Source organism: Chryseobacterium sp. JM1 (assembly GCF_000737715.1).
Lineage (GTDB): Bacteria > Bacteroidota > Bacteroidia > Flavobacteriales > Weeksellaceae > Chryseobacterium.
Genome location: NZ_JPRN01000009.1, coordinates 70,446 through 94,820, shown reverse-complemented (window position 1 = coordinate 94,820; position 24,375 = coordinate 70,446). Strand labels below are relative to the sequence as shown.

Sequence of the window (24,375 nt, the reverse complement as noted above, 5' to 3'; positions counted from 1 at the left end):
AATTATTCAGATTAATTGTTAGTACTTGTTCAAACCTTATAGGTTTCGAAAACCTATAAGGTTTATAAATTGACAGCTACATTCTGCTTTTAGAAAAATTAGAGGTTTGTTGGTTAATCGCAAAGACGCAAATTTTAATAAACACGCTGTTGTAAGGTGCAATGATTTTATCTCCGATAAAATTGTATACCGTATATCATTACGGAAGAAAATAATCCCATAAAAAAGGATAGAATGATTGTCATTGGTCTTTACCTTGCTGAATATCTTCGATTTTCTTGCGCCTTACATACATCATGTGGGGAAAACCTTTGTGCCTTCGCGTTTAAAACCATTTTATTCCAATAAGTTTTAACACAAAATTCTTAATCTATATTTAGAAGCAAGCAGTTTATCTGTAATAATATTGAAGAGTACAGTTGCCTGTTTTTCATTGAATCAAAACCGTTAACATTGATCGTGACGGTTTTTTTATGCTCGTAATTTGCTTAGATCCCCATTAATAAATGGGTTTGTCCAGTTTTAAGTATTTGAAAATAAGGCTTGATTACTTTTTTATCACATAAAAGGGAAATACCTGAATTTCTAAAAACCAGTAAATTCCCTTAATGTGGATATATTTTTCTTTTGGAAATTTGTATCAGAAGAAAGAGAGAAACAGAAAATGAAGAGGAGGGAAGGCGTAGAACAGTAAACCGGGAGAAAAGTTCTTTAAAGATAAGAAGAATGAATGATCCTCAGAAATGTAATAACCATTAAAACCAAGTATATGTCAGATACAGTAAATAACAAGGTCACCGATGCGGTAACGCAGACCAATGTTACAGTGCTCGGCGAATCACCGGCTCAGGCAATGAGTATGTTGTACCAGATGGCGATGCATGCCAGCGGAATTTCGATACAGAACTCAGTAACCAACCAGCAGAACCTTAACCAGCTTAATCCGGCCATTGTAGCAGATGCCATTAAGATCTTAAAAGGATAATCTAAAACTTTAAAACCATGGGAACGCAAAATTCAGAAGGAGCCAAACCTACCAACGCTGCAGAAGAAGCGGTAGTTTTCATCAACAAAGAAGTATTGTCGCCACCGACAGCTTCCCCAATGACCGGTGCAGGAAAAGTAATGATCGATCAGTCGACGGGGATGATGGTTCAGGATCTGCAGTCTTTTTTAAAGGGATTTGAGCAGGTAGGTCTTATCGCACTGAGCAGATTGGCCAATAATTTCCTGACCTACGGAACGCCCAGCGAAAATAAGCCGCCGCCAAAGAAAAAACTTACGGAAGGAGCAGTTGAAGAGACAGGTAGTGAGACAGGCAATGAAATGATGCGGGATCTTTTTAAAATCGTGAGCGATTATGCTGAAGTGAAAACGAAAATTTCTACCGCGATTTTTGCTGTTAACAGCAATCTGAATCCTCCACCAAGTCCGGCACCCATCGAAGATCTTCCCACAGAAGATGCTGAAAAAAAAAACAATTGACATCAGCGCCTGTCAATGAAAAACCAGAAGAACAGGACAGCATGGGAAATAAAAATTTTGAGGCTGACGGCGGAGACGGAAAATTGGTACTGAAATCTATAAAGCTGACTCAGCCACTCGTAAAACCTAAGATCGAAGAAGCGGTCATTCCTGCAGAAGAGCCTGAAAAAGAAGGGCCAGGGAAGACTCTATCTATGCAAATTACAGACAAACTTAAAAAAATAGGATATGGATTATTCAAAAGATCATAATCTCAAAAAAATAGATCCGGCCGTTTACGAAGATGTTCCCCTTGATGAAGAGCAAAATGCAGCTGCAGTTGAAGAAACAGAGGAAGATAACCCTGTTGTAGAAACAGAACGTAAAGCCGTTGGAATAGACATCAGCGCCATGCCGTTTGTTCTGAGTCATGAAGATGAAATCATCAACTACATCAAAGACAAGGCAACCAAAGAAACCCTGAAATCTTTAGCACCACTGCTGGAAAAGCTGGAGGAAGCCGTGAAACAGCAGGAAGCGTATCAATCACCCGCTACAGCCAGTCCTGTAACAATGAACTATGATGACCAGTTAAAAAAACTGCAGGAAGCTTCAGTGGTGAAAATTAAAGAGAAGGAATTAAGAATAGCCGAAAGAATGAATAAGCTGCAGGTGAGATTTGCGAATATGAGGAAGTAGGAGATTAGGAATTAGGGATTAGGGATTAGGAATTAGGGATTAGGGTGGTTCTTTAGGTTCAAAAGCAGAACTTCAGAGCAATTATATTAAATTTTTGAAACTGTTAAATCCATTTTTTATAAATGATAGAAGTCAGTTGCCTGATAGTAACTTCCATCCTCCCTCTTCCAGCTTCCATCAACAATATACCAACCCAAAATAAAAAATAATATGAACGAAATCAATACAGCAGTAATGGGAATGTCTGCCTCTGTGCCCGCTGCCATTTCTATGCAGGTCAGTGCACATTCCACAGGATTAATGCATATCAATTCAGCATTGAACCAACAAAGGGACACAATGCTTGGAATGAGCAATTACGTCATGGGACTCAAAAAGATGAGCTCCGGAAAGGTAAGAATCAAAAGTTCAATAGCATTCGGAAAAGGCCGCTTTTAAAGCAAAAACTACGGATGCGGTGTATTTCTCTGTAAAGATAGAAAATGGTGCCCTCAGCATATATACAGTCAAGTTAGGTCAATATTTATTTCCACATCGTTTTCTAAATGCTCAATTTGCAAAACCGTCAAAGCATCCTCAATCCCCGATAGATCACATACAGCATACCTACAGAGTGATAGATAGTAAGGAAATAGATCCCAAAATCTCAACCGCATCCTTTCTTCAACATCACACAGGATGGCTGAAGCTTACAAAATATAGATTTTAACTCCTGCAGATTGTACAGGTCATGATTTCAGCCATTGTATCGAGAATCATCCATACAGCGAAACCCAATACCAGTCTGCAACAATGCCTTGAAAACCTGTTTCATCGTATCATTTGCGGGAGCTTAAAATAATCAGGAAACTAGTTTAAATCAAAATAATTTATTAACCGAGATCAGATCTCAAAAAAAACAATTACAACTATGGCAACAGTAAACGAACAAATCACAGACGCAGTAACGCAGTCGAACGTGAAAGTAGTGGGAGAATCTCCTGCAATGGCTTTAAGCAACGTCTATCAGGCAGCTGCACACTCTACGGGAATCATGTTTGAAAATGCAGTGAATACACAAAATCAACAGAACATTTTAGGACAGGCAGCCACTACTCAGGGTATTATGCAGATTTACAGCATGGATACAGTGGCAGACGCTGTTTCTATAGCTAAGATCCTGAAACCTTAATTTTTTCTGAAAACGTAGAAATTAGGCTTAAATCCGGCAGATCCGGTGTTTTTAATCCCAACAAACAATACTCATTATGGCAACAGTAAACGAACAAATTACAGACGCAGTAACCCAGTCCAATGTAAAAGTAGTAAGTGAATCTCCTGCAATGGCTCTAAGTAATGTGTACCAGACAGCGGCGCACTCTACAGGAATCATGTTTGAAAATGCGGTGAATACGCAGAACCAACAGAATATTGTAACTCAGGCAGCCACTACACAGGGCATTGCTCAGATCTACAGTAAAGATACCATCGCAGATGCAATTTCTATTGCTAACATCCTAAAACCTTAAAAGTTTTCATTTCATCCTAAAATAATCATTACAAACCGGAGGTACCGGTCAATTTTTAACCCAAATAAATAATAATCATTATGGCAACAGTTAACCAACAAATCACAGACGCAGTTACCCAATCCAACGTAAAAGTGGTAGCAGAATCTCCTGCAATGGCTTTAAGCAACGTGTATCAAACAGCAGCGCATTCCACGGGAATCATGTTTGAAAATGCAGTGAACACTCAAAATCAGCAAAACATCGTCACTCAGGCAGCCACTACGCAAGGTGTTACGCAGATCTACAGCCTGGATACAGTAGCCGATGCTGTTTCTATTGCTAAAATCCTGAATCCTTAATACATTCAGCAAACAACGAACATTAATCCTTATCACCGGGTGATCCGGTTTTCTTTTAACCCAAATAAACAATAACCATTATGGCAACAGTAAACGAACAAATCACAGACGCAGTAACGCAGTCGAACGTAAAAGTAGTAGGAGAATCTCCTGCAATGGCTTTAAGCAACGTGTATCAAACAGCAGCACATTCCACAGGAATTATGTTTGAAAATGCAGTGAACACTCAAAATCAGCAAAATATCGTCACTCAGGCAGCGACTACACAAGGTGTTACGCAGATCTACAGCCTTGATACCATAGCCGACGCTGTTTCTATTGCTAAAATCCTGAATCCTTAAGAGATTACGGCTAACGGCAAAAATCCCCCACAGCCGGATCATCCGGCTGTTTTCTAAACCCAAATAAACAATAATTATCATGGCAACAGTAAACGAACAAATCACAGACGCAGTAACGCAGTCGAACGTAAAAGTGGTAGCAGAATCTCCTGCAATGGCTTTAAGTAACGTCTATCAGTCAGCTGCACATTCTACAGGAATTATGTTTGAAAACGCAGTGAATGCGCAGAACCAACAGAATATTTTAGGCCAGGCAGCCACCACACAAGGCGTTATTCAGATCTACAGCATGGATACAATCGCAGATGCAGTGTCCATTGCTAAAATCTTAAATCCTTAATTATTAGCGTGTTTTTTAGATTCCAATCAGGGAGTGCATATGGTGTACTTCCTGATTTTTGTTTGGGGGAAGGGATGGGTTTGAGTGTCGGAGAGTTTTAGGGTTTGAGGGTTTTAGCGTTTCGTGGTGCGGGATACGGGTTACGAGGCTTCGGGGTGTGGGATACGGGTTTGTGAGTGAATAGAGAAGCTTTTGAGATCCGAAAGTAAAATTTCAATGTAATTTTGTTGTATTGTAAAAAACTCAAACCCTCCGACTCTCAAACTCTCCAACCCGTATCTCGCAACCCGCACCGCGCTTCCCCGATTACTTATCCAGCAAAACAATCTCATTCGCATCAATAATCCGATTCTGTACCGCATAAATAACCAGTCCGGCCATATTCTTGACACAGGTTTTGATCATCAGATTGGTCTTATGGGTTTCAACGGTTTTTGGAGAGATAAACAGGGCATCTGCAATTTCTTTGGTGCTCATTTGCTGACAAACCAGTCTCAGTACGTCGATTTCCCTTTCCGTAAGATCATCTTTGGAGTAGGCGTGAAATTCAGGAAGTTTATTGGACAGCTGATGCCTCATCACTTCTACCTGATCATTTGAAAAATAATGACCGTTTTCATGCACCGCATTGATGACAGCCGGAAGTTCACTCAGTTCGATTTCTTTCGATAGGAAAGCATGAGCCCCCATTTTCAACATTTGTCCCATAAAAGAACGCCTGTAAAAACTCGAAAGGACAATGATCTTCATTTCCGTATCAGTCTGTGATAATGCAGAAAGTACGTCAAGGCCGCTGCCGTCGGTCATTCTCAGATCCAGGATCAGAATATCCGGAGTGTTGGTTTCTATTTCCCCGAGGAAAGCTGTTCCGCCGGTACAGGTGAGTATCGTCTGATAGCGGCCATCTTTATCTATATAATCCTTTAAAAGCTGAACAAAGAGAAGATCATCGTCCACAATACCAATCTTTATTTTTTCTGATTCTTTCATAGTTTAATTTGATTTAAATGCCGTCAGGATCATCCATTGCGTTCCTTTTTCCGGCTTGGTTTTTAGTTTATATATTGCGTTGATCTGCTGGGTTCTTGACCGGATGTTTCTGAGGCCTATTCCTCCGTATTGGGTTCCTGTTTTAAAACCACAGCCATTGTCTTTCACGGTCAGAACAAGATATTGAGCTGAAATTCTGAGCCGTATTTCGACTTTTGTGGCTTGAGCGTGTTTCAGAACATTGCTGATCAGTTCCTGAACAATCCTGAATACATTTAATTTTACAGAGCTGCTGATCCTGCCTCCATGCGTTCCGGAATGATGAAAAGCCACGGGAATATCTCCAATCTGTTCAAGATAATCTGCAATAAGATCCGGGAGTTCAATGTCATCCAGATCCGGTGGGGTAAGGTTGTGGGAAAGTTCGCGGATCAGCTGCATGGAAACCCTGATGTCCTGGCTGAGCTCGTTCACGCTTTTAGTGGCTGTATTTAAACGGATGAGGTTTAATCTTGAAATAATATTATCATGAAGCTCCTCTGCCAGACGTTCTCTGTCTTTTTCCTGAATATAAAGCGTGTTTTCCCAGCATTCCGTCTGGGTATTTCCGACCATCTGCATGACTTTTCTTTTATTTTTTTTAATACTTTTCAGATAAGTGGTGGTGAGTACCGTTATAAATAAGGTTATTAAGAACAGCAGCCCAATCCCGATCCATATCCACAGGACTACTGCCAGATTCTGATTTTCCCGGTACGGCATCCCAGATTAACAATAGCAAGATAAAAGCACAGCAAAAGCACTCCTCTGAAAAGCCATACAGGAGCCACCCATTCCATATGGTTGTTGATCAGAAAATTAAAAGTCGTGGAAATCACTGTTTCAATCGAGAAAAACAGGAATACGGCTACATTCACAATGAATAAAGTGGTATCTGTTTTGGCCTTTCTGATCACCTGCAGAAAATAAAGCCCTCCAAAGCTGCAGATCACGATATTCGGGATGATATTTGAGTAGAAGGTAAGTGCTTCAATGCTCTGATGATACAGTATGTTGAATGTCAGTAGGATCAATGCGGAGACATAAATGGAGACTCTTATCCTTGGAGAAATTTTGTAGAAATAGGCATTGTAAATCTCCGTCAGGGCAAGCAGGCTCAAAAACTGGCTTAATGAATAATTGTAAACATTGTGGGTAGTCAGTCGCATTAACCTTCCGATAAGGTCGGAGAGTTCCAAAGCAGCTTCACCCAGAAAAAACAGGATCAGCAGGAGTTTTTCTCTTATTCCATTCATCATCAACAGGATAAGACCCGACAGCAAAACCAGGTTGATCAGGACTTGTAAAAATAGGGACAGGCTGTTATACAATGCCATCACTTTTGATCAGAAGTTGGAAATTTTGCTGGTCAGACATCGTGAATGGCGGTCTTGGCGTGGAAAAATCTTCTGCTTCTTTACTCATTTCATTCACTTCAAGATGCTTTACGGTGATAAATTCTATGTGATAATCCGAAAGGGAACTTCTGTCTTTTAACAGGGTAGTCAGCCCCAGGAAACTAATGCACAGCTGATCTTCCTCAAGACCCAATTTCTCATAATCTGAAAAAGGAATGACGATGAGCCTGAAAAACGGTTTTTCCCTGTTGAGGTCAAGCCATGTACTGCCGAACATATTCCACCTGAAATTCCTGTTGACGGCAGATTCCCAGTCAATGGACGGAGCTGCCAACGCTTCACTGAAATACTGCTGCCACGGATCCACCGAGTCGCGGGTAAATTCTTTCACGAGAATATGACTGAAATCTGCTTCTGCGTCGCTTTTGGAATCGATCAGGAAAAACTTCAGACGGCCTTCATCAATGCCTGCATACGCATGAATAGTCTGGATTTCTTCATGTTCCAGATTATTTTTCCAGTCCTGAATTTCCTTTCCCGTCACACTGAAATGCGTCCCCTGATTAAGCGCATTGAGGATCTCCTGTTCACTTACTTTATTCCCGATCTGATACAATTCCGTTAAAGTATTCCATTTCCTGATGGCATTGCAGATGTTCTCAATTTCCATAATATTGAATATTTGTGAATGATATTTCTTTATGGTTGAAATTTACGAAAAAAATGGATTTAAATCACGTTGTTTAGAAATAGGTATTGTGAGTTGTGAATAAAGAGGGCTTAATATGTGGGGATGTTTATCATGAAACCAAGGAATGTCTTGTATCTGACCAGTTCCTGTTAAAAAATTACGTTTTCCCGTAAGCACAATCAGATTTTTTTTAATATTATTGTTATAAACTATATAATCTGCTATGAAAATAAATCATTTCAAACTTTCTTTAGGCATCAAACGGCTATTTTCTGCATGAGACTATTTTAAACCGATTTATTTTTCTAATAGAAATATCTAAATTATACTTTAAGACTACTCAGGCTTCTCATTGAGAAATCTGTATAATATTAAATGAAAAACTCAAGATGAAAATATGATAGAAAGCCTTGCTGAAATAGAAAAGCAGGGGTCTTTAACTGTTGATGATTTCTTTAATCAATTTAAATTGAAAATATCCGATTATCAAAGACCCTATGTATGGACCGGAAAACAGATCATCAAACTCTATAGTGATTTGTTAAATTATTCACGAAAAAACAAAAATAAATGTCCGTTGTATTATCTTGGGACGGTCATTCTGGTTAAGAATAAAGAGGGGAAAACTTACGATATTATAGACGGGCAACAAAGAATTTCTAGCCTGTTGATTTTGGCCCATCTGCAGGAACAAAGTGTGGGATTAAATGATAATTTTTGTGTACAATCAGAGATTTCCAGAAATAATATTAAAAAGAATGTTTCTTCTCTTAAAGATCATATTGATGGTTTGAAGTTGACCGGGGCATATAATGGAATTGATTTTTCTGATATCAATATCACCTATATTATTGCAGAGTCTCAGGATCAGGCATTTAAATTTTACACGACTTTGAATACATCGGGCAGACGGTTAGATGGAATCGATATTATCAAACCGTTTCATCTGCAGGCTCTGGAGAAATCGAAGCAGATAGAAAAGGCTATAGCGTTAGAGTATTATCAGTTTGATTCTGCTAAACTGAACCAGATGTCTGAACTGCTGTTAAAAGCCAGATATTGGCAAGGGATTAAGTTCAGAGAATTTCCAAGACATAATTTCCAAGAATGGAAGCTGAGGCTGCCAGAAGAATTTGCGTATGAAGACATGCTGCCTGATGAAGATTACAAATTCGCGGAAGCCCGTTTGTCAAAGGGAAAGCTTACCGTGGACGCTCCAAATTATAAAGTGAGACAGCCCTTGTACAAGGGGGAAAATACCATCCATTACCTGATATACTATTGTGAAATCTGGGACCGTCTTGAGGAGAAGTTAAATTCAGATCATTCAGACATTTTGAATAGAATTAAAAAGCTACGTGGATGTGAATTTAATTATGAATATTATCAGATGGCTTTAATTACTTTGATTTCCCGATATGGAGAAGGTTTTATTGAAGATAGAAACTTCATGGGTATGGCCCAGCTGTTATTTAAAGTGTGTTTTTTCACAAGACTTTCGAAACCAGTGACCAAGAAAATCGTACATAATTTTGAACAGGGAGAAAAACTTCTTGACCGGATCTGTTATTCTCATAATGAGGCTGAAATTATTACGTACTGCAAAAAGAAGAAATACAGGAATTTATCAATTAGTAAAGATCATAAAGAAGGTGTTGTGGGGAATTTCTATCATGAATTCAGAGATATTTTAACGAATAAACAAATTGATAATGTGTAAGTTTGAAATTGCTGCTAAGCGGCTGATTCATTTTGATTATACGGTGAATGTGCCGGTGTATCAGAGACCATACTGTTGGGGAGAAGAAGAAATCGAAAGACTTCTGGAAGATTTTTTAGAAAATCAGAAAGATCCGGGATATTTTATTGGTAATATTATTGCCGTTGATAATGGTGGGATTTATGATTTGATAGATGGACAACAGCGTTTTACGACATTATGGATTCTGTGTCTTTATCTGGCTCATCAAAATCAACATAACGGGCAGTACAGGAATTTGCTTCAGTTCTGCGGTATAGGCTATAAGCCCAGACTAAGCTTTTCAATTAGAAAACATACGAATTTGTATCTGGAGGAGCTGCTTAGATCTCATGAGCAGATGGTAGAAGGGAAACGGTTTTGGGAAATAGATCATTTGCTGTCAGAAAAGAGTGGAGATAAAAAGCTCAAACCGGAACTGGAACAAAACAGAAATATAGCAGCAGCTTTCTCGATTATTGAAAACTGGATAAAAGACCGTAAACAAAATATTTCTATTGAATTTTTGCTGGAAAAAGTGAGTTTTCAGTTTTTAACGGCACCAGCAGGGAGCGATGAAAATAAACTTTTTATTCAGATCAATACCAATGGTACACAATTGCAGCATTATGATATCTTAAAGTCTGAATTAATCAATGCGATACTTCCTGGACATAGGATAGAGTTTGCTAAAATATGGGATAAGATGACGCTGCTGTACTATTCTAAAGCTGAGTCTAAATATAATGAAGATCATGCTTCACAGACTGCATTGAAAGATATTATACAGGATGTAATGACCAGTAGTTGTGAAACTGTAGATGAGAATGAGGAAGATGAAAAACAGGACGTAACACAGGATTATCACTATGAGTATATGACAGATTTTAATACACTGCTCATTCATACCTTATACATTTTTCAGAAAAAATATGGTAGCCAATATCGTATTGAGGGTCCCGAGATATTTGATAAAGAACAGTTGCTAAAGGTGTTCGGTAATTTCAGAAAGATGATCAGCGATGATAATCAGGAAGATATACGGCATCAGATTGCAGCGGATTTCATCATTGTTTTGAGAGAAGTAAAGAATAAGATGGATCGGCATATTATCTTTAAGGATCTTGAAGATAATGGGTTTGAACTATTAGATGTCAGTGTGAAGGAAAGTGAGGAAGAACATCAATATTCTGTCAGGAAAAAAGAGTCTGAACAGCTTCAAAGAATGTTATATCACAGCAATTGGGATAAAAAACATTTTTGGTTGGGATTATACATAGATTTCCTGCTGAATAATGAAAACGAAGATGATGATTTAAAACGTCTTGAAATTATAGATAATGCTTTATCCGGGTCTGTAAATGCATTCAAAATTTACGCATCTTACTTTAACGAAAATGTTTCCTTAGAGTGTGGACGAAAAGATTTTAAGAAAGCAGAGGATTTTAAATTTGAAAAAATACAGAGGTACTGGTTTTACAAATTGGAATATCTTCTCTGGAAGAATAACCGGGTGAAATATCCCAATTATAAAATTACATCACGAAGTTCAGTAGAACATGTTTTGCCTCAGAGTAAGCATGACGATTTTGATGAAAAAGAGATTGATATCCATACGTTCGGAAATCTCACTTTACTGTCTGTATCCGAGAATTCATCGTTCTCAGATGATCATTTGAATGACAAGCTTAAGTATTTGAATGGTATGAAAAACCCGCCTTTAAAACTCAAAAAACTTTTTGAAAAACTGGAAGAAAATGATCTTATTAAGGATTTTAATTTTCAGAAAGATACAGTGTCCTATGATTTTTCCGGATTAAAAGAGACGCTTAGAGAGCATGAGACCGAGATGCTTGGTCTGTTAGAAAGTCATTATACTGAGTAAAAGAATTAAAAACTGTAAAAGATAAATAACATGAAAATAAATGATTATCAGGATGTCATCACAAAATTCGACAGAGATATAACAATGCATGTAGAGAGTCTTAAAGAACACATTTCAGATATCCGTTTTGATACAGAGAATGCAGTTTGTTTTACGCTTTCCGATGATTTTGATTCTTCTTTGTTTTTGAAAAAAGAGAAAAAGCAGGGACTTTATATGTTTGAGCTAAATCTTGATACGTATTTAAATGCAGGAGTAAGAAGGGAAACGAGGATAAAAAACTTTGCACAGGCCTGGAAAAAGAAGAAGCAGGATTCTTTCTTTTCTTCCAGTACAATCCAAAAGAGGCTAAAAGTCAGAGAAGTGTTTAAAGAACAGTGGCTTCCTATTTATATCGGAAAAAATAAGAATATCTACTGTAGAATACGGGAACATATAGATTTGTCACCACAAAAACAGACGTATGCGATGAAGCTAAGACACAGAACAAATCTTCATGGACTGGAGTTCAGGGTGTCTACTATTGAACTTGACGTAAAAAATTATGACTTCATAGTTCCTTACGTAGAAAAATCCTTAAGAGAAGAGTATCATCCTATCATAGGTAAGCAGTAAAACGTAATATAGCTTATCTATAGACTTTTTAATAAATGACCAAAAAAAATGGCAGCCTCAAGGCTGCCATTCATATAAAACATTGTATTAATACATTTTATTTCTTAATAATCTGGTGGGTTTCAGATTTTCCGTTGTAGATTATTTTTAAAGTATATACACCTGGCAGTAGACCCGATGCAGACATCGTTCCTCTGAAATTATTCAGTTTAAGACTTCCGCTTCTGTTTCCTGTTGGATTGTATAATTCTGCCTGAATATCGGTTTTGATTTCAGATGTGTTGGCTGGATCCAGTAAAGAGATATTGATGATATCGTCTGTCGGATTGGGAGAAATCGTGAAATAGTTTTCTACCTGCATCATTCTGGAAGAATAGATATTCCAGTAGAACCATTTCCATGGACCCCATCCGCACGCACTTTTGGCTCTTCCTTTGAAGGCAAGGGTACTGTTACTTCCTGTTGCCTGAAGATTGGCCATTTTACCTTTACTTCCGTTTCCGTTGTTCTGAACATCGGCTACGTAAGGAGAACTTACAAATTTGAAGTTACCCATTACTTTTTCCCATTCCCAGGTATTTCCTGAGTGGTCTGAACTGTCTAATCCGGCGGCATCAAGGCTTAAAGATATCGTAGACCCTACCGGGAAAGAAGTCGTAATCCCCTGTAAATAACACATGGTCTGACTTGGATCTGTACAGTAATTCTGCATATAAACCATTGGGGCACCTATCCAAACATCTTTTGTGACACTGTTGCTGGCACCGTCTCCGGAAAGTGATGCCTGAAGTCTTACATTTCCGTTAGCATATGGTTTTGGCGTGAAAGTAATCTGAGGCAGATCGGTAGGCCCATTGATATCAACAAGACCTGCTCCGTTAATGATAGACCACGAGATAGACGGTGCAAAACCTGTAGTATACGTAAGAGGGGTAGCTCCACATGATGCGGCATCTCCTCCGATCTTGATTTTGGATCCGCACAGATAAGAAGAAGTAATTTTCTGATTCTGTACAGCCGTATTTGTTGAAAGCTGGTTCAGGATAAACTGCCCGTTTCTTGCGCTGAAAGTAATGTGTTCCTGATTGGCATCTACTTTTTCTGCAACAAAATTCGCGAAAGGAACATTCGCAGCGTCATCAACCGGAGAGAATGGTCTCTGATAATCTGCCTCTGTTAAAACGGTATTTCCTGATTTGTAATCCAGTGCACTTGGCGTAGGAATAAAGCTGAATGGAGTGGTGGTAAGATTCTCAGTTACGTATGATGGCAGCTGGTTTTGAGCCAGTTTAAATTTACCGCCTCCATATTTATCTATAGGAAGAATACCTCCCGGCTGTGTTCTGCTTCCTCCAAGTAAGGTTACCTGAGCATTGATCAGCCAAAGGACTTTCTTTTTATATTTAATGCTTCCGTTGTACACCTGTGTTCCGGCATTAAGCTGTGTCATAGGACGTACCGTGAAGTCAAATACATACTTAGAGCTTCCTGGAACAGATGACAGTAAAATCATATCCAGACGGTTAGTGGCTACTCCCACTAATGCGCCTATGATATCAGAGAATAAATGCTGTTTATTGGTTTCTTTGTAAAGACGAAGTAAATTGGAAAGAGTCTGATCCGTTCCACACTCACTGCCGTTAGATATGGCTACATTTCTGGTCAGCTGAGGATAACCTTTAAGTTTAAGCTCGTTTTGCCAGTTGTCATGGATCGTATTGTTAAGCTGATAATTACGGTCAGCATAATTGATGAGCATTTGTCTGGCAGCAGGAGTATCCGTCAAAGTAAGAACATCATTGATAGAGATCCCCTGATTAAACATCGGAACAATAAATTCTCCGATTCCCGCCACTAAAGGAGTCCTGATATAAGCTCTTGCAACATTAGTCAACATATACTGCATTCCCAATGGAATATTCGCACCCAGATGCGGGCTGTCATCAGAAATAAAAAGCTTGGTCACATGAGGGATTCCTTTTTGCTCCATGTCTTTCAATGCATATCTGGCTACAAGGCCACCCATACTTTGCCCGATCACTACGTTAGGCTCCATTCCGGACTTCTTTGCATTCACCCATTGGATAGCTGTTGAAAGCAGGGCTGCGTTATTCTGTATATAATCTACACCGTTATTCCAGTCTACATAGATGATATCATAACCGTTATTAATATCAAAATACAGTGAAGAGGATCCTCCCCAAAGACTTGAAATAAAAGTATCGATATTCGTCAGACCAGCTTCCTGTGTTGGAGCGACAATAGCACCCATGTCAAAACCTTCTGCTAGAATAAGCGGTTTGGTAATTTGGGTATGTCCCGGAGCAAGCTTGATGTACATCGTAGCTCTGTTGGCACCATTAAAAATCACGTTCTTGGTGTATTGACCTAAGTTCGTGTTTTTAGATTCCATGGCAGTATCCACATATTTCCCCATGTCTCCATTGACTGTAAATTGGGTATGGGTATACAGTACTTCTCCTGAATTAAGAGTAAGCTTGAAGGTCCAGTGATACGTTCCCAATGCAGCATAACTTACATTAATCAACTGGTTGTAAGGCAGTAGCTCATAAGGAAGCTGATCACTTAGTTTATATTCAATTTTCTGGATCTGTGAAGTCTGATTCGTCAGAAACAGATTGTTAGGAAGCTTAATCTTAAAATTAAGCTTATTGTGAGAAGATACGGAAGGAGAAAGAGCCAGTACATACTTTTCTTCATATGGATTTTGCCATACTCCGTTCACATATTTATCCTGTACCGTGCCGTTGTTAACGGTTAAAGTACCCGGATCTCCTGTATTTTGCGCATTCTGCTGAGTAGCCTGTGAAAACTGGCTGTACTTGTAGAAAACGCCTCCAAGAGGAATAATATCCATCTGCTGTTCCGCTTTCCATTGAGAAACAAGATCGTCGGAAGTATGCGTGATGCTGGCGTTGGCAGAAAGACGGCTCATAAGGACCGTATTGTATATATCGGCTACCAGTTTAGAGCTGGTATATGAGCTGTCGGGCATCGTACCGTCGTATTTTTTAAGATTGGCGAACTCTATCGCTGCATCCAGAAGAAGGCCGTTGGGAATTCTGTCCTTTTCCAGATTGGCAAAAACAGACTGCAGGGTATTGTCCTGAATATCCCTGACCCTGGGGATGACTTTTTTGGTCTGGCCGAAACCAATGAATCCCGATAAGGATACAATAAAGAGAAAAACTTTTGTTTTCATAAAGGTATTAGTTAAAAAAAATTATTGATATTTTCTGTCGAAACGGCCATCAGTAATGGTTACTGTATCTCCGTCGTAATAGTATTTGGCTTTAAAGCTGAAGGTTCCTGAAATGATTTTATTGGCTTTGTCAAATTTGGTGATGGATAAAATTCCAATATTGTCATGATCCGTAGAATACATTTGGGATGAATGGTAATACAACCCGTGATCATTTTCAGTTAAAGGATAGTCTCCAACCCCGAAATCCTGGCCGCTCACCATTACTATCTGAATGGTATTCCCGGATGGGTTTTCAGCATTTCTTAAATGGATTTTCAGTGAGTACTCATTGTTCACAAATTCATAGGTCGTATTATTTCCCAGTGCGGCAACGGTGGATTTTTCAATTTTGGAAACCCATATTTTTCCGTTTACCAATGCACCTCCGGTATCTGCTCCGGTTTGTGTGGCCTGCGGAAGTATAGGATCGGGATCATTGTTTTTATCCTTGCATGAGGACAAAATTCCTATGAGAGAAAGAGTGAGTAAAAAACTCTTCATAGCTTTCAGGTTATATGATGTTTTAAATATAAAGCATTCCCCAAATCTGTTAAAATTAAATTTCATTCATAAGGGAAATATTTTTTAAAGATATAAAAATATTTAACTTTTGGCCCTTTGTTACTGGGAAAATGACCAGTATTGCATTTATTTACATTGAAATTTTTTCTTTATTGTCTCATATTGTGGGAATTAACCGGAGATTTGTTAGATCAATAAGTCTGATCCATTTCAGATACAAAAAAAAACAGTCGGTGAAATATAAAATCTCATCGACTGCATTTTTGAAAATAATATATCAAGAATCTAATCCCGGATAACCATTTTTTTAGAACCTGTCACTTTTCCGTCTGTTGTCATTTTATAGACGTAGGTACCGGATGGCAGGTCAGAACCTGAAAGCTTAATGGTTCCGTTTCCTCTCTCACGAAGAGGAAGGGATTTCACCAGCTGACCGGAGATATTGTAGACTTCAATAGATGCTGTTTTTGCATGATCGGGAAGGTAGTAGCTGATGTTCGTTCCGTTTCTGGTAGGGTTGGGAACATTTTGAGAAAGCTGAGCGACATCTGAAGAGGTAAGGCTTGTTGAAGTTCCTTTATTCAAAAGCATTTGTTTCAGTTCTTCTACGGTGTTTTCAAGATTTTTAATGCGGTTTTCCAGCAGCTGGATCGTTTCATCGGAAGCAGCCGTTTTGCTGAGTGGAGTAGTTGAAACCATTACATTTCCGCTGACATCTACAACCAGGGCATTTCCACTTCCTGTTGGCAGACTTTCAAATCTTACCGTTCCTACCGTATGGAAATTGGCCGTAGGAGAGAGTGTAAGAATACCTACACTTTTATCCTTGATCAGCATAGTAGCAGTAGGAGATAAACCAAACATAATAGACAGCGGAATATTATTCGTCAGTTTCGCACTTCCTGTTCCGGATCCGATCACAAAAGAACGGTTTCCGGTAGCTGCCAGATCAATTCCGAATCCGCCGGAATACACATCTTTAAGATCGATGCCTACGCCCAATGCAAACTGGTTTGAGTTTCTGATAATGTTTTTCCAGCCTAATGCTACAGACTTTCCGGCATTATTCATGACCACATTGGCCTGTCCGCCAATAATATTGGCTCCTCCGCCATTGCTAAGGTCGTTTTCCCAGCCGCTCACTAAGGAACTGCTGGCCTGTGAACCCAAAACATTGGAAATACCGTTGACGATACTTCCTTTTACTTTAGCAACATTAGAGTTATTAACTGCGTCAACAATGAATGAACCTGTCTCGTTTAAAATAGCCTGCCCCGGATTGGACGAAGCCCCGTTAGTTCTGAGAAAAAATGGCCTTGGATCTACCGTGCCGGCATAATTGGCTGGAGTGATTCCTCCGTTTCCGGTAACCTGCCACTGTTGTGCACTTGCAATTCCTGTTAAAAGCAGCATAGCAGCTGTCAGACCATTTTTCATGGATAATAGTGATGTTTTCATAAATTTTGAATTTTGATGGTTTTTAGTTATCACTAATGTAGGAAATATTATAACCATAAACTATATTAATCACTTCTATGTGAATTTAAAATGTACTTTTGATGATTAAAATTCAGTGATAAAAGGAATAGTTTGTATTATTTGTAATTTCTATAGCTTTTATTTGTAAAATCTAATTTACTGAAAAACCTTTTCAATAAAGGGAATACTTAAACATCTGGTGGAAAATTGTTAGTCCAGACCTGATAACCATAGTTTCGATTTTTAGTGTTCAAACTAAATACTCCAAAGTGAAATCCTCTTATTTACCTTTTTAGATGATCTATGTTTCATATTAAATTATACAACTCAACGATATAGTTTTCAAAAATAAAAATCATTTTTTTTCACCACCATTTAAGTGCCTTCTATGCCGCCAAATAGGTTTGTTTAATTCAAAAAATAATAGAGCAGATAAGGGATGGAAAACGAACTTTGGTATGCATCTTGTTCAGTGATTTTGTGATGTAGAATTTTATTTTTCCCTCTTTATATTATGTAAAAAATACTAATTTATTATAAAATCATATGGATAATTTAAATTTTAGTGCCATTAATAAGAAATTCATTTTCTTGTTAATGGCTCTTTTTTACGGCATTGTGGATGCGCAATGTACAGCTTATACAGGCCAGGCCATGAATCCTGGGCAAACCTATTGTCTTACCGGAAACCTTACTTTAGTTAATGATATTATGATTCCTGAGGATGCACTTTTGATCATCCAGCCGGGAGCTGCACTTATCGTAAAAGGAATTACGGTGAATGGAAGTTTGGAAATTGGTGATACAGGAAGTGTAAAATCAGAAGGCTCGATTCTGATAGGGGTTTTCGGAAGTCAGAAAAACTCAAAAATAAAGCTGGGAACAAAAGCCTATCTTTCGCTTACAGGATCGGTATCCCAGGGAGATCCTACATTTTTAGGAACATTTCCGGGATCAATGTCAACGATTGACATGGGAACCTACAGTGTTGTGGAAATATGCGGAACATTCAGCCAGCAGTCCACCACTTATCCTTTTGTGAATTATGTGGGAGCCCCTTTGGGAAAAGCCTATTGTATTGCAAAAGCACAGGTGAGTGGAGGAGGAACTTCCATATTCAGTAATGACAGTCAGATCGTAGCCATCGCCATGGATACCGTAACAGGATTGTTGCCTGGAAATGCGAGCTTCTGTGGACCTAATGCTACCAAAGCTTCATGTCCAACCCTGTGGCCTGATGGGCTTCCTGAAGATAAGTTCGCTTGCGGGTTCGCAGATGAGATTGTTCATGAATTAGATGATTACTGTACCAAACCTGCAACTTTGGGGACGCCAGACGGCTTTACTAAAATGGGAATCACCATACAGCAAAAAACGACTGCCTGGCCGGAAAATGTTCCAAATGGTTTTCTCGCATTGGAATCAAAAACGAAAGGTTTCGTTATTACCCGGGTACAGCATGTAAGCCAGACACCTCAGTTGGGAGATGCCGTTGCAGAGCCGAAAGAGGGAATGCTGGTGTACGATATTCAGGACCATTGTGTAAAACTCTACAATGGAACCCAATGGAAATGTATCGAAAGAAGCTGTAATGATTAACTTAATTCGTGAATAATATGAAACCTATAAAAAACATAAGTATAGTCCTCGCATTAATAGTTTTTAATACTTTTTACGCTCAGATAGCTATAGAAAAAGAAACGATTGACGGCAACAGCACAGTGTTGGATTTCAACAATACTCCAACGAATACAAAAGGTATAATTCTTCCTGCTACACAGGGACTTCCGACAGGCAGTCCGGCAAACGGAACCTTTGTTTTCGACAAATCAGACGATAAAATAAAGGTATACGAAAATGATATATGGAAACCTCTAAGTGATACGGGGAATTCATCTGCAGTTTCCGTTAATACTTCGGATGAAACCGGTAATGGAGTAGTGATCGGCACTCAGGGTGGCAGCGCAGATGGAGTACTCGTCCTGGAATCACCGGATAAAGCGATGATTCTTCCTAAAATATCGGCGCCCCATCTCAACGTGAAAAATCCGTATCCCGGAATGATCTGTTATGATACTGCCAGTAAAACATTTGCTGTCTTTGACGGAACCGTTTGGAATTACTGGAAATAATTACAGTGTCAAACTGTTCAAAAAAGCCCTGCATGAATGATACGCAGGGCTTTTTTTATTTTTTCCTTCCATACAGAAGGATTCTTTTAAACGCATAAATGGCAGGAAGTTTCGGGAAGCTCTTCTCAATACGCTGTTTAAATTCTGTCGTAAAGATGGTCTGCTGTTCCTCGTCAAGTCTTTCCAAATAAGGAATTAAAGCTGATCCGGAGATAAATTTGAATAAAGTTTCATGATCTTCCGCGATAATAGGATACACCTTTTGTGATAAATTCAGATCTTCAATACCATTCTCAAACAAAATCTGTGCATATTCATCGATGGTAAGCACGGCAGACGGGCGGTTCCAGCCATTGAGCTGTGTACGGAAAGGCTCCTCAGTCGCCAGTTCGGAAAGAATAATATTCAGCGTGTTTCCTGGTTGGTAAGGCATCTGTACAGCCAGCTGACCGCCGGTATTCAGTTTGGAAATAAGTTTAGGGAAAAGTTCCTGATGGTTGTCGGACCATTGGAGAGCTGCATTGCTGAAGATAAGATCCCAGTTTTCATCAGCCTCTAGCATATCTTCTGTTGTTGCGATCCTGAAGTGTAGGCGTTCATTTTCCAGCGCTTTAGATTTTTCCAGCATTTCAGGAGATGAATCAATTCCTGTAAAGGTGGCATGAGTCAGTTTGTCCGTAAGTATAGACGTTTGTTCACCCGTTCCGCAGCCCAGATCTACTGCTTTCATCTCTTTTTCGTTAGTGATCAGTTCGGCAAGATCGTAAAACGGTTTAAAACGGATATCTTTAAATTGATTGTAAACATCAGGATTCCAAGGCATATTCAGTGATTTTAAATGAGACTTCAATTTAGTAATTACTGAATAGAACAAAGAATTTTAAGTATTAAAAGATTCTTAATAGAAGGAAGCGGGAAGATGGGAGCGGGAAGTTACTGGAAGGAGAAAGGGTAATCACTCCAGTTTTCATTGAATTTTTAAAGCTTATTAAATGAACCTGAATTTGGAAAACCCATGTCAAGGTTCAAAACCTTGACATGGATAGAAAACGTAAGTTAGCCTGAATGTCAGGTTAAGCTAAATAATTTACATGAAAAGTCTTAGGATTTATTGACAGACTAAAAGTGCTCCCATCTTCCCGCTTCCATCCTCAAACTCCTACAAAATCTGTACACTTTCCTTAATGCTGTTCATTACAAAAATACTCTTCGTCTGCCCGATGCCTTCAATTTCAGAAAGCTTATTGACAAAAAACTCATGGAAGTCATCCATATTCGGAGCAAGGATCTTAAGCATAAAATCAAAATCCCCGCTGATGTTGTAAAATTCTACGACTTCTTTCAGCCTACCGACTTCTTCAATGAATTTTCCTGCTGTTTTTTTATTGTGAACATTTAAAGCGATCATGCAGATCACCATCATGCCTTTATTCACTTTTTTACGGTCAACTACGGCAGTGTATTCTTTGATGATTCCGAGCTTTTCCATCCGCTTGATCCGTTCGTGCGTGGGTGTGGGGCTTAAATTGATCCTGGCGGAAATATCACGGACACTCATTTTAGCGTCTTTCTGTAGCAAACGCAGGATGGAAAGGTCTTTTTCGTCGGGTGTATATTGTTCTGCAGTCATTTGTTCTGTTTTTAAGCTTGTCATGAAGGGTTATAGTGCGTTTGTTCTTTTTAAGTTTATTAAATTAATAATTCGTTCCAAATTTAACATAAAATTTTGACATATGTTCTTTTAGAATTAATTTTGCAGGAAATTTGAATCTATGAGTACAAGGAAAAATTTAATATTAATTTTAGCATCGGTAGGAACTTTTGTAGAGGCTTTGGATATTGCCATTATTAATTTAACCATTCCTTCTATTCAGGAGCAGTTCAATATTGGAGCGGAAACGGTACAGTGGTTACAAACCCTGTATGTATTGTTTTTTGGAGGTTTTCTGATCATTGGCGGAAAGCTTTCCGATCAGATTGGACGTAAAAAAGTATTCCTGATCGGAGCTCTTATCTTTATGCTGACTTCTTTGGGTGCCGGACTTTCGCAGAGTTTTGAAGTTTTAGCCATATTCCGTGCCCTTCAGGGATTGGGAGCGGCTTTGATCATGCCTTCCGCTTTGTCTATTGTGACGAATACCTTCAGAGGTGAGCAGGAACGTAACCGGGCGATCGGGGTTTTCAGTTCATTTGCTGCCATCGGTTCGGGAAGCGGACTTTCAGTGGGAGGAATTATCAGTACGTATCTGAGCTGGCATTGGGTTTTCCTGATCAATGTTCCTATTCTTTTACTGACTCTGATTTTTGCGTATCAGTATCTGCCTGCGGATGAAAAGAGCGAGGCCGGACAAAAAACAGATCTCGTTTCAGGAATGCTGCTTGTTTTCGGACTATTAAGTCTTACCTACGGAACGCATGAATTGATTCATATCAAAGAGAATCCCATAATGATTATCGGTTCTCTGGTACTTGCTGTTCTGCTTTTAGTTGCTGTATTTATTCGATTGAAATCTGTAGCTCAGCCACTGATTGATCTGAAGATATTTAAACACCGGTCTTTAGTGATTTCTAATGCCGTTTTCCTCACATTAGGAGCGTTTTTCATAGGATTTTTGTTTCTTATTTCATTAATGCTTCAGAAAGATATGGGACACAGTGCGGCTTCGGCTGGACTGATGCTGGTGCCGTTCAGTATTATGTCTGCATTGGCAGCGAAATTTATACTGCCTTCTGTTTCTAAAAGACTGAGTTCTTCCCAAATGGGTGTATTCGGTTGGAGTTTTATGCTGGCCGGAGCTTTATCCTTACTGATTGCTGTGTATACAGGACATCCGCTGGCCGTTGTTTTACTGGGAGCTGCATGCATTTCAGGGATCGGAATGACCTTCTGTTTTACGGCACTTTCGGTGATGGGAATTCAGGATGTAGAACCTTCTCACTACGGGGTGGCATCAAGCTTGAGCTCTACCAGTTATTTTCTGGGAGCGGGTATCGGACTTTCGTTCATGACTTTGATGAGTCAGATCTTTCCGTCAAAATATGCGGTTGGAGATTTGAGTTTAATTATTCTGGCAGGTTATGCATTGCTGGCTCTTGGGATGCTCTTGTATTTTATCTTTAAAAGTTTAAAAATCAGAGAAACGGAAATTGCGGTTTCGTAAACGGATTAAAATATACAAACTATATGAAAAAGGATCGGCATATTGTGTCGGTTCTTTTTATTTTAGCAGAATGAAAATACAGATCATCAGCGACCTTCATCAGGAATTCGGATCAACTGATTTATGTTTTGATCAGGCAGATGTTGTCGCATTAGCCGGAGATGTTAATCTTGGGACCAAAGGTATTGAATGGATCAAATCAAAAATAAAAGATAAACCCATCATCTATGTTCTGGGAAACCATGAGTATTACAAAGGGTCTTACCCAAAAACGCTCGATAAAATCAAACACGCTGCGGTAGACTCAACCGTATTTGTTCTTGAAAATGAATCCGTGGATATTGACGGCGTTCGTTTTCACGGAGCCACGCTGTGGACGGATTTTTCTATTTTCGGAAATCCTATATACCACGGAATGGTCTGCCAGCCGGTAATGAATGATTATAAAAAGATCAGACGGGATCCTTCTTATTCAAAGATGAGGACTATTGATACATTTAAAATTCATCAGTTCTCAAAGCTTTGGTTACAAGAAAGCCTGGAAAATTCTGCGGGCTTACAAAATATTGTCGTTACCCACCACGCACCCAGCATTCAGTCTGTTCCGCAACAATACAAAGAAGATCCTGTGACTTCTGCTTATGCCTCCAATCTGGAAGATTTTATTACAGAACATCAGCCTCTATATTGGATTCATGGGCACATCCATACGCCATGCAGATACACCATTGGGAAAACTGAAGTGATCTGTAATCCACATGGCTATATCGATGAAAAATATAATGGCTATGAAAAAGAGCTGATTATTGAGATATAATGGTTAGTGGATTTCTTCCATAAACTTTTTTAATGCCTCATAAGCCTCTGTTTTATTGGTCAATGCCGGATAGATTTCCACTTGTGCAGCACCGGAATCTTTCAGCCATTTTTTCCAGATGATTTTCATAATCTCAAAATCTGTAGGTTGTACGGTTGTTGCTCCGTTTTTATCCAGAGAACGGTCCACCATTTCGAATACAAGAACATTGAGCTGATTAAGGTCTGAGGTTTTCCTTATGAGGTATTCTGGTTTTGATAGAATGAATTTTTCAAAATCAACAGAACCGCTGCTTACGAATTCCCTTCTGATTTTTTTTATAAGATCCTGGTCTAATCTAAATCCGGAACTGTTGTTGGCACTCTCAATATATCCATCCGTAAATAGAACGGCAATATTTCTGGTGCCTGTAATGACAAATTCATCTTCTGCAATTTCGACTTTTTTATCAGGTTCATTGATCATCGAATTTTTGATATTCTGATTAAAATAATTCCATACATCCGATCCGGCAGAGTGGCCCAGTGAATACTCATACACCTTCGCAATATTATTTTTAAAGGATGTAATATCTGTCTTCAGGTCATATCTTTTGTAATGGGATGCATCCTGTGACTTGTTTTTGAATTTTCTGAAATTGATTTCCATATGCTCCGTGTCGGCAATATGCTGATTGAGTATTCCCCGGTTGATAAAGTCAAATTTATAAACATCCAGCTGGTTCATCTGCCTGCCTTTTATTTTCAGCAAATCGTTGATGTGATCAGCAATTGTATTGATCAATAAGGTGTCACCCAGTGGTTTTGGGTGTATTTCAGGATTAATTCTGTTCGACAGATCCGGAACAATTAAGACATTATAGTCGTAAATTTTAGGTAAATTTTCCTGTTTAAGTAGTGAAGTATCTTCTTTGTTGCAGCAGGATGTAATGAATAGTATAGATAATACTTTCAGAATACCGGATATTGATTTTGTCTTTGTTTTCATCTG

At 38.9% G+C, this 24,375-nt stretch carries 27 protein-coding genes; 17 read left to right on the top strand and 10 right to left on the bottom strand.

Features of this window, described 5'->3' with window-relative positions; genetic code table 11:
• Window positions 1-769 precede the first annotated feature (769 nt).
• The 10 genes from IW22_RS15500 to IW22_RS15455 all read left to right on the top strand — a co-directional run bounded on the left by IW22_RS15500 (window position 770) and on the right by IW22_RS15455 (window position 4,693).
• The gene (locus tag IW22_RS15500; protein WP_034728290.1) at window positions 770-985 is read left to right on the top strand and encodes a RebB family R body protein; all 216 of its coding nucleotides are present in this window, start codon (window positions 770-772) and stop codon (window positions 983-985) included.
• A 17-nt stretch (window positions 986-1,002) separates the two neighbouring features.
• Window positions 1,003-1,485, top strand: a complete 483-nt coding sequence (locus IW22_RS15495; RefSeq protein ID WP_034728095.1) for a hypothetical protein — start codon at window positions 1,003-1,005, stop codon at window positions 1,483-1,485.
• Complete coding sequence (locus IW22_RS15490) at window positions 1,482-1,736, top strand: hypothetical protein (protein WP_034728093.1); 255 nt, start codon at window positions 1,482-1,484, stop codon at window positions 1,734-1,736. The genes IW22_RS15495 and IW22_RS15490 overlap by 4 nt, the downstream gene beginning before the upstream one ends.
• Window positions 1,714-2,163, top strand: coding sequence for a hypothetical protein (locus tag IW22_RS15485; RefSeq protein WP_034728091.1), 450 nt, complete (start codon window positions 1,714-1,716; stop codon window positions 2,161-2,163). The genes IW22_RS15490 and IW22_RS15485 overlap by 23 nt, the downstream gene beginning before the upstream one ends.
• A gap of 210 nt (window positions 2,164-2,373) precedes the next feature.
• Complete coding sequence (locus tag IW22_RS15480) at window positions 2,374-2,601, top strand: RebB family R body protein (RefSeq protein WP_034728090.1); 228 nt, start codon at window positions 2,374-2,376, stop codon at window positions 2,599-2,601.
• A 472-nt stretch (window positions 2,602-3,073) separates the two neighbouring features.
• Window positions 3,074-3,334, top strand: a complete 261-nt coding sequence (locus IW22_RS15475; protein WP_034728088.1) for a RebB family R body protein — start codon at window positions 3,074-3,076, stop codon at window positions 3,332-3,334.
• Between the two features lie 76 nt (window positions 3,335-3,410).
• Entirely contained in the window at window positions 3,411-3,671 is a 261-nt protein-coding gene (locus IW22_RS15470) for a RebB family R body protein (RefSeq protein ID WP_034728085.1), read from the top strand.
• 80 nt (window positions 3,672-3,751) lie between these two features.
• Window positions 3,752-4,012 carry a RebB family R body protein gene (locus IW22_RS15465; RefSeq protein ID WP_034728083.1) on the top strand — a complete coding sequence of 87 codons (261 nt, stop codon included), beginning with the start codon at window positions 3,752-3,754 and terminating at the stop codon, window positions 4,010-4,012.
• Window positions 4,013-4,092: 80 nt separating this feature from the next.
• A complete protein-coding gene (locus IW22_RS15460) occupies window positions 4,093-4,353 on the top strand; it encodes a RebB family R body protein (protein WP_034728080.1) in 261 nt (86 codons plus the stop codon).
• Window positions 4,354-4,432: 79 nt separating this feature from the next.
• Window positions 4,433-4,693 carry a RebB family R body protein gene (locus IW22_RS15455; protein ID WP_034728079.1) on the top strand — a complete coding sequence of 87 codons (261 nt, stop codon included), beginning with the start codon at window positions 4,433-4,435 and terminating at the stop codon, window positions 4,691-4,693.
• Between the two features lie 306 nt (window positions 4,694-4,999).
• On the opposite strand, the gene IW22_RS15450 is transcribed toward IW22_RS15455, so the two are convergent.
• The 4 genes from IW22_RS15450 to IW22_RS15435 are packed head-to-tail and all read right to left on the bottom strand — an operon-like array spanning window position 5,000 to window position 7,750.
• A complete protein-coding gene (locus tag IW22_RS15450; RefSeq protein ID WP_034728077.1) occupies window positions 5,000-5,683 on the bottom strand; it encodes a response regulator transcription factor in 684 nt (227 codons plus the stop codon).
• A gap of 3 nt (window positions 5,684-5,686) precedes the next feature.
• Window positions 5,687-6,445, bottom strand: a complete 759-nt coding sequence (locus IW22_RS15445; protein ID WP_034728075.1) for a sensor histidine kinase — start codon at window positions 6,443-6,445, stop codon at window positions 5,687-5,689.
• Window positions 6,412-7,059: a hypothetical protein gene (locus tag IW22_RS15440; protein WP_034728072.1), complete on the bottom strand. Its 648-nt coding sequence runs from the start codon at window positions 7,057-7,059 to the stop codon at window positions 6,412-6,414. The genes IW22_RS15445 and IW22_RS15440 overlap by 34 nt, the downstream gene beginning before the upstream one ends.
• Window positions 7,046-7,750 carry a hypothetical protein gene (locus IW22_RS15435; protein ID WP_034728070.1) on the bottom strand — a complete coding sequence of 235 codons (705 nt, stop codon included), beginning with the start codon at window positions 7,748-7,750 and terminating at the stop codon, window positions 7,046-7,048. Before IW22_RS15435 ends, IW22_RS15440 begins: the two co-directional genes overlap by 14 nt.
• Before the next feature lie 418 nt (window positions 7,751-8,168).
• Here IW22_RS15435 and IW22_RS15430 point away from each other — a divergent pair, with 418 nt between their 5' ends.
• From IW22_RS15430 to IW22_RS23715, 3 genes are read left to right on the top strand one after another with little or no spacing between them, the layout of a single operon-like run.
• Complete coding sequence (locus IW22_RS15430; RefSeq protein WP_034728068.1) at window positions 8,169-9,491, top strand: DUF262 domain-containing protein; 1,323 nt, start codon at window positions 8,169-8,171, stop codon at window positions 9,489-9,491.
• Complete coding sequence (locus IW22_RS15425) at window positions 9,484-11,394, top strand: DUF262 domain-containing protein (protein ID WP_034728066.1); 1,911 nt, start codon at window positions 9,484-9,486, stop codon at window positions 11,392-11,394. The genes IW22_RS15430 and IW22_RS15425 overlap by 8 nt, the downstream gene beginning before the upstream one ends.
• Before the next feature lie 30 nt (window positions 11,395-11,424).
• Window positions 11,425-12,009 carry a hypothetical protein gene (locus tag IW22_RS23715; RefSeq protein WP_051891261.1) on the top strand — a complete coding sequence of 195 codons (585 nt, stop codon included), beginning with the start codon at window positions 11,425-11,427 and terminating at the stop codon, window positions 12,007-12,009.
• 97 nt (window positions 12,010-12,106) lie between these two features.
• Here the strand turns inward: IW22_RS23715 and IW22_RS15415 are convergent, their stop codons facing one another.
• The 3 genes from IW22_RS15415 to IW22_RS15400 form a co-directional block, all read right to left on the bottom strand.
• A complete protein-coding gene (locus IW22_RS15415) occupies window positions 12,107-15,232 on the bottom strand; it encodes a T9SS type A sorting domain-containing protein (protein WP_034728065.1) in 3,126 nt (1,041 codons plus the stop codon).
• A gap of 21 nt (window positions 15,233-15,253) precedes the next feature.
• Window positions 15,254-15,775, bottom strand: coding sequence for a DUF6252 family protein (locus IW22_RS15410; protein WP_131401743.1), 522 nt, complete (start codon window positions 15,773-15,775; stop codon window positions 15,254-15,256).
• 306 nt (window positions 15,776-16,081) lie between these two features.
• Window positions 16,082-17,254, bottom strand: a complete 1,173-nt coding sequence (locus IW22_RS15400) for a T9SS type A sorting domain-containing protein (protein WP_165571896.1) — start codon at window positions 17,252-17,254, stop codon at window positions 16,082-16,084.
• A 567-nt stretch (window positions 17,255-17,821) separates the two neighbouring features.
• Here IW22_RS15400 and IW22_RS15395 point away from each other — a divergent pair.
• Both IW22_RS15395 and IW22_RS15390 read left to right on the top strand, forming a co-directional pair.
• Window positions 17,822-18,874 (top strand): hypothetical protein, encoded by a 1,053-nt coding sequence (locus IW22_RS15395; protein ID WP_131401742.1) that lies wholly within the window; start codon window positions 17,822-17,824, stop codon window positions 18,872-18,874.
• Window positions 18,875-18,891: 17 nt separating this feature from the next.
• The gene (locus tag IW22_RS15390) at window positions 18,892-19,407 is read left to right on the top strand and encodes a hypothetical protein (RefSeq protein WP_081873961.1); all 516 of its coding nucleotides are present in this window, start codon (window positions 18,892-18,894) and stop codon (window positions 19,405-19,407) included.
• 55 nt (window positions 19,408-19,462) lie between these two features.
• On the opposite strand, the gene IW22_RS15385 is transcribed toward IW22_RS15390, so the two are convergent.
• A complete protein-coding gene (locus tag IW22_RS15385) occupies window positions 19,463-20,230 on the bottom strand; it encodes a methyltransferase domain-containing protein (protein WP_034728053.1) in 768 nt (255 codons plus the stop codon).
• Between the two features lie 336 nt (window positions 20,231-20,566).
• Window positions 20,567-21,037, bottom strand: coding sequence for an Lrp/AsnC family transcriptional regulator (locus tag IW22_RS15380; RefSeq protein WP_034728283.1), 471 nt, complete (start codon window positions 21,035-21,037; stop codon window positions 20,567-20,569).
• A gap of 142 nt (window positions 21,038-21,179) precedes the next feature.
• On the opposite strand from IW22_RS15380, the gene IW22_RS15375 reads away from it, so the two are divergent.
• Entirely contained in the window at window positions 21,180-22,568 is a 1,389-nt protein-coding gene (locus tag IW22_RS15375) for an MFS transporter (RefSeq protein ID WP_034728050.1), read from the top strand.
• A gap of 70 nt (window positions 22,569-22,638) precedes the next feature.
• The gene (locus IW22_RS15370; RefSeq protein WP_034728049.1) at window positions 22,639-23,385 is read left to right on the top strand and encodes a metallophosphoesterase; all 747 of its coding nucleotides are present in this window, start codon (window positions 22,639-22,641) and stop codon (window positions 23,383-23,385) included.
• Window positions 23,386-23,388: 3 nt separating this feature from the next.
• Here the strand turns inward: IW22_RS15370 and IW22_RS15365 are convergent, their stop codons facing one another.
• The gene (locus IW22_RS15365) at window positions 23,389-24,372 is read right to left on the bottom strand and encodes a hypothetical protein (protein WP_131401741.1); all 984 of its coding nucleotides are present in this window, start codon (window positions 24,370-24,372) and stop codon (window positions 23,389-23,391) included.
• Window positions 24,373-24,375 lie beyond the last annotated feature (3 nt).

Excerpts from the sequence above, each read along its gene's own strand:
- IW22_RS15460 (WP_034728080.1), top strand. The coding sequence starts at position 4,093 with ATGGCAACAGTAAACGAACAAATCACAGACGCAGTAACGCAGTCGAAC.
- IW22_RS15435 (WP_034728070.1), bottom strand. The coding sequence starts at position 7,750 with ATGGAAATTGAGAACATCTGCAATGCCATCAGGAAATGGAATACTTTA.
- IW22_RS15485 (WP_034728091.1), top strand. The coding sequence starts at position 1,714 with ATGGATTATTCAAAAGATCATAATCTCAAAAAAATAGATCCGGCCGTT.
- IW22_RS15445 (WP_034728075.1), bottom strand. The coding sequence starts at position 6,445 with ATGCCGTACCGGGAAAATCAGAATCTGGCAGTAGTCCTGTGGATATGG.
- IW22_RS15500 (WP_034728290.1), top strand. The coding sequence starts at position 770 with ATGTCAGATACAGTAAATAACAAGGTCACCGATGCGGTAACGCAGACC.
- IW22_RS15475 (WP_034728088.1), top strand. The coding sequence starts at position 3,074 with ATGGCAACAGTAAACGAACAAATCACAGACGCAGTAACGCAGTCGAAC.
- IW22_RS15415 (WP_034728065.1), bottom strand. The coding sequence starts at position 15,232 with ATGAAAACAAAAGTTTTTCTCTTTATTGTATCCTTATCGGGATTCATT.
- IW22_RS15410 (WP_131401743.1), bottom strand. The coding sequence starts at position 15,775 with ATGAAGAGTTTTTTACTCACTCTTTCTCTCATAGGAATTTTGTCCTCA.
- IW22_RS15440 (WP_034728072.1), bottom strand. The coding sequence starts at position 7,059 with ATGGCATTGTATAACAGCCTGTCCCTATTTTTACAAGTCCTGATCAAC.
- IW22_RS15385 (WP_034728053.1), bottom strand. The coding sequence starts at position 20,230 with ATGCCTTGGAATCCTGATGTTTACAATCAATTTAAAGATATCCGTTTT.
- IW22_RS15470 (WP_034728085.1), top strand. The coding sequence starts at position 3,411 with ATGGCAACAGTAAACGAACAAATTACAGACGCAGTAACCCAGTCCAAT.
- IW22_RS15455 (WP_034728079.1), top strand. The coding sequence starts at position 4,433 with ATGGCAACAGTAAACGAACAAATCACAGACGCAGTAACGCAGTCGAAC.
- IW22_RS15430 (WP_034728068.1), top strand. The coding sequence starts at position 8,169 with ATGATAGAAAGCCTTGCTGAAATAGAAAAGCAGGGGTCTTTAACTGTT.
- IW22_RS15395 (WP_131401742.1), top strand. The coding sequence starts at position 17,822 with ATGGATAATTTAAATTTTAGTGCCATTAATAAGAAATTCATTTTCTTG.
- IW22_RS15450 (WP_034728077.1), bottom strand. The coding sequence starts at position 5,683 with ATGAAAGAATCAGAAAAAATAAAGATTGGTATTGTGGACGATGATCTT.
- IW22_RS23715 (WP_051891261.1), top strand. The coding sequence starts at position 11,425 with ATGAAAATAAATGATTATCAGGATGTCATCACAAAATTCGACAGAGAT.
- IW22_RS15375 (WP_034728050.1), top strand. The coding sequence starts at position 21,180 with ATGAGTACAAGGAAAAATTTAATATTAATTTTAGCATCGGTAGGAACT.
- IW22_RS15400 (WP_165571896.1), bottom strand. The coding sequence starts at position 17,254 with ATGAAAACATCACTATTATCCATGAAAAATGGTCTGACAGCTGCTATG.
- IW22_RS15465 (WP_034728083.1), top strand. The coding sequence starts at position 3,752 with ATGGCAACAGTTAACCAACAAATCACAGACGCAGTTACCCAATCCAAC.
- IW22_RS15390 (WP_081873961.1), top strand. The coding sequence starts at position 18,892 with ATGAAACCTATAAAAAACATAAGTATAGTCCTCGCATTAATAGTTTTT.
- IW22_RS15425 (WP_034728066.1), top strand. The coding sequence starts at position 9,484 with ATGTGTAAGTTTGAAATTGCTGCTAAGCGGCTGATTCATTTTGATTAT.
- IW22_RS15380 (WP_034728283.1), bottom strand. The coding sequence starts at position 21,037 with ATGACTGCAGAACAATATACACCCGACGAAAAAGACCTTTCCATCCTG.
- IW22_RS15495 (WP_034728095.1), top strand. The coding sequence starts at position 1,003 with ATGGGAACGCAAAATTCAGAAGGAGCCAAACCTACCAACGCTGCAGAA.
- IW22_RS15480 (WP_034728090.1), top strand. The coding sequence starts at position 2,374 with ATGAACGAAATCAATACAGCAGTAATGGGAATGTCTGCCTCTGTGCCC.
- IW22_RS15365 (WP_131401741.1), bottom strand. The coding sequence starts at position 24,372 with ATGAAAACAAAGACAAAATCAATATCCGGTATTCTGAAAGTATTATCT.
- IW22_RS15370 (WP_034728049.1), top strand. The coding sequence starts at position 22,639 with ATGAAAATACAGATCATCAGCGACCTTCATCAGGAATTCGGATCAACT.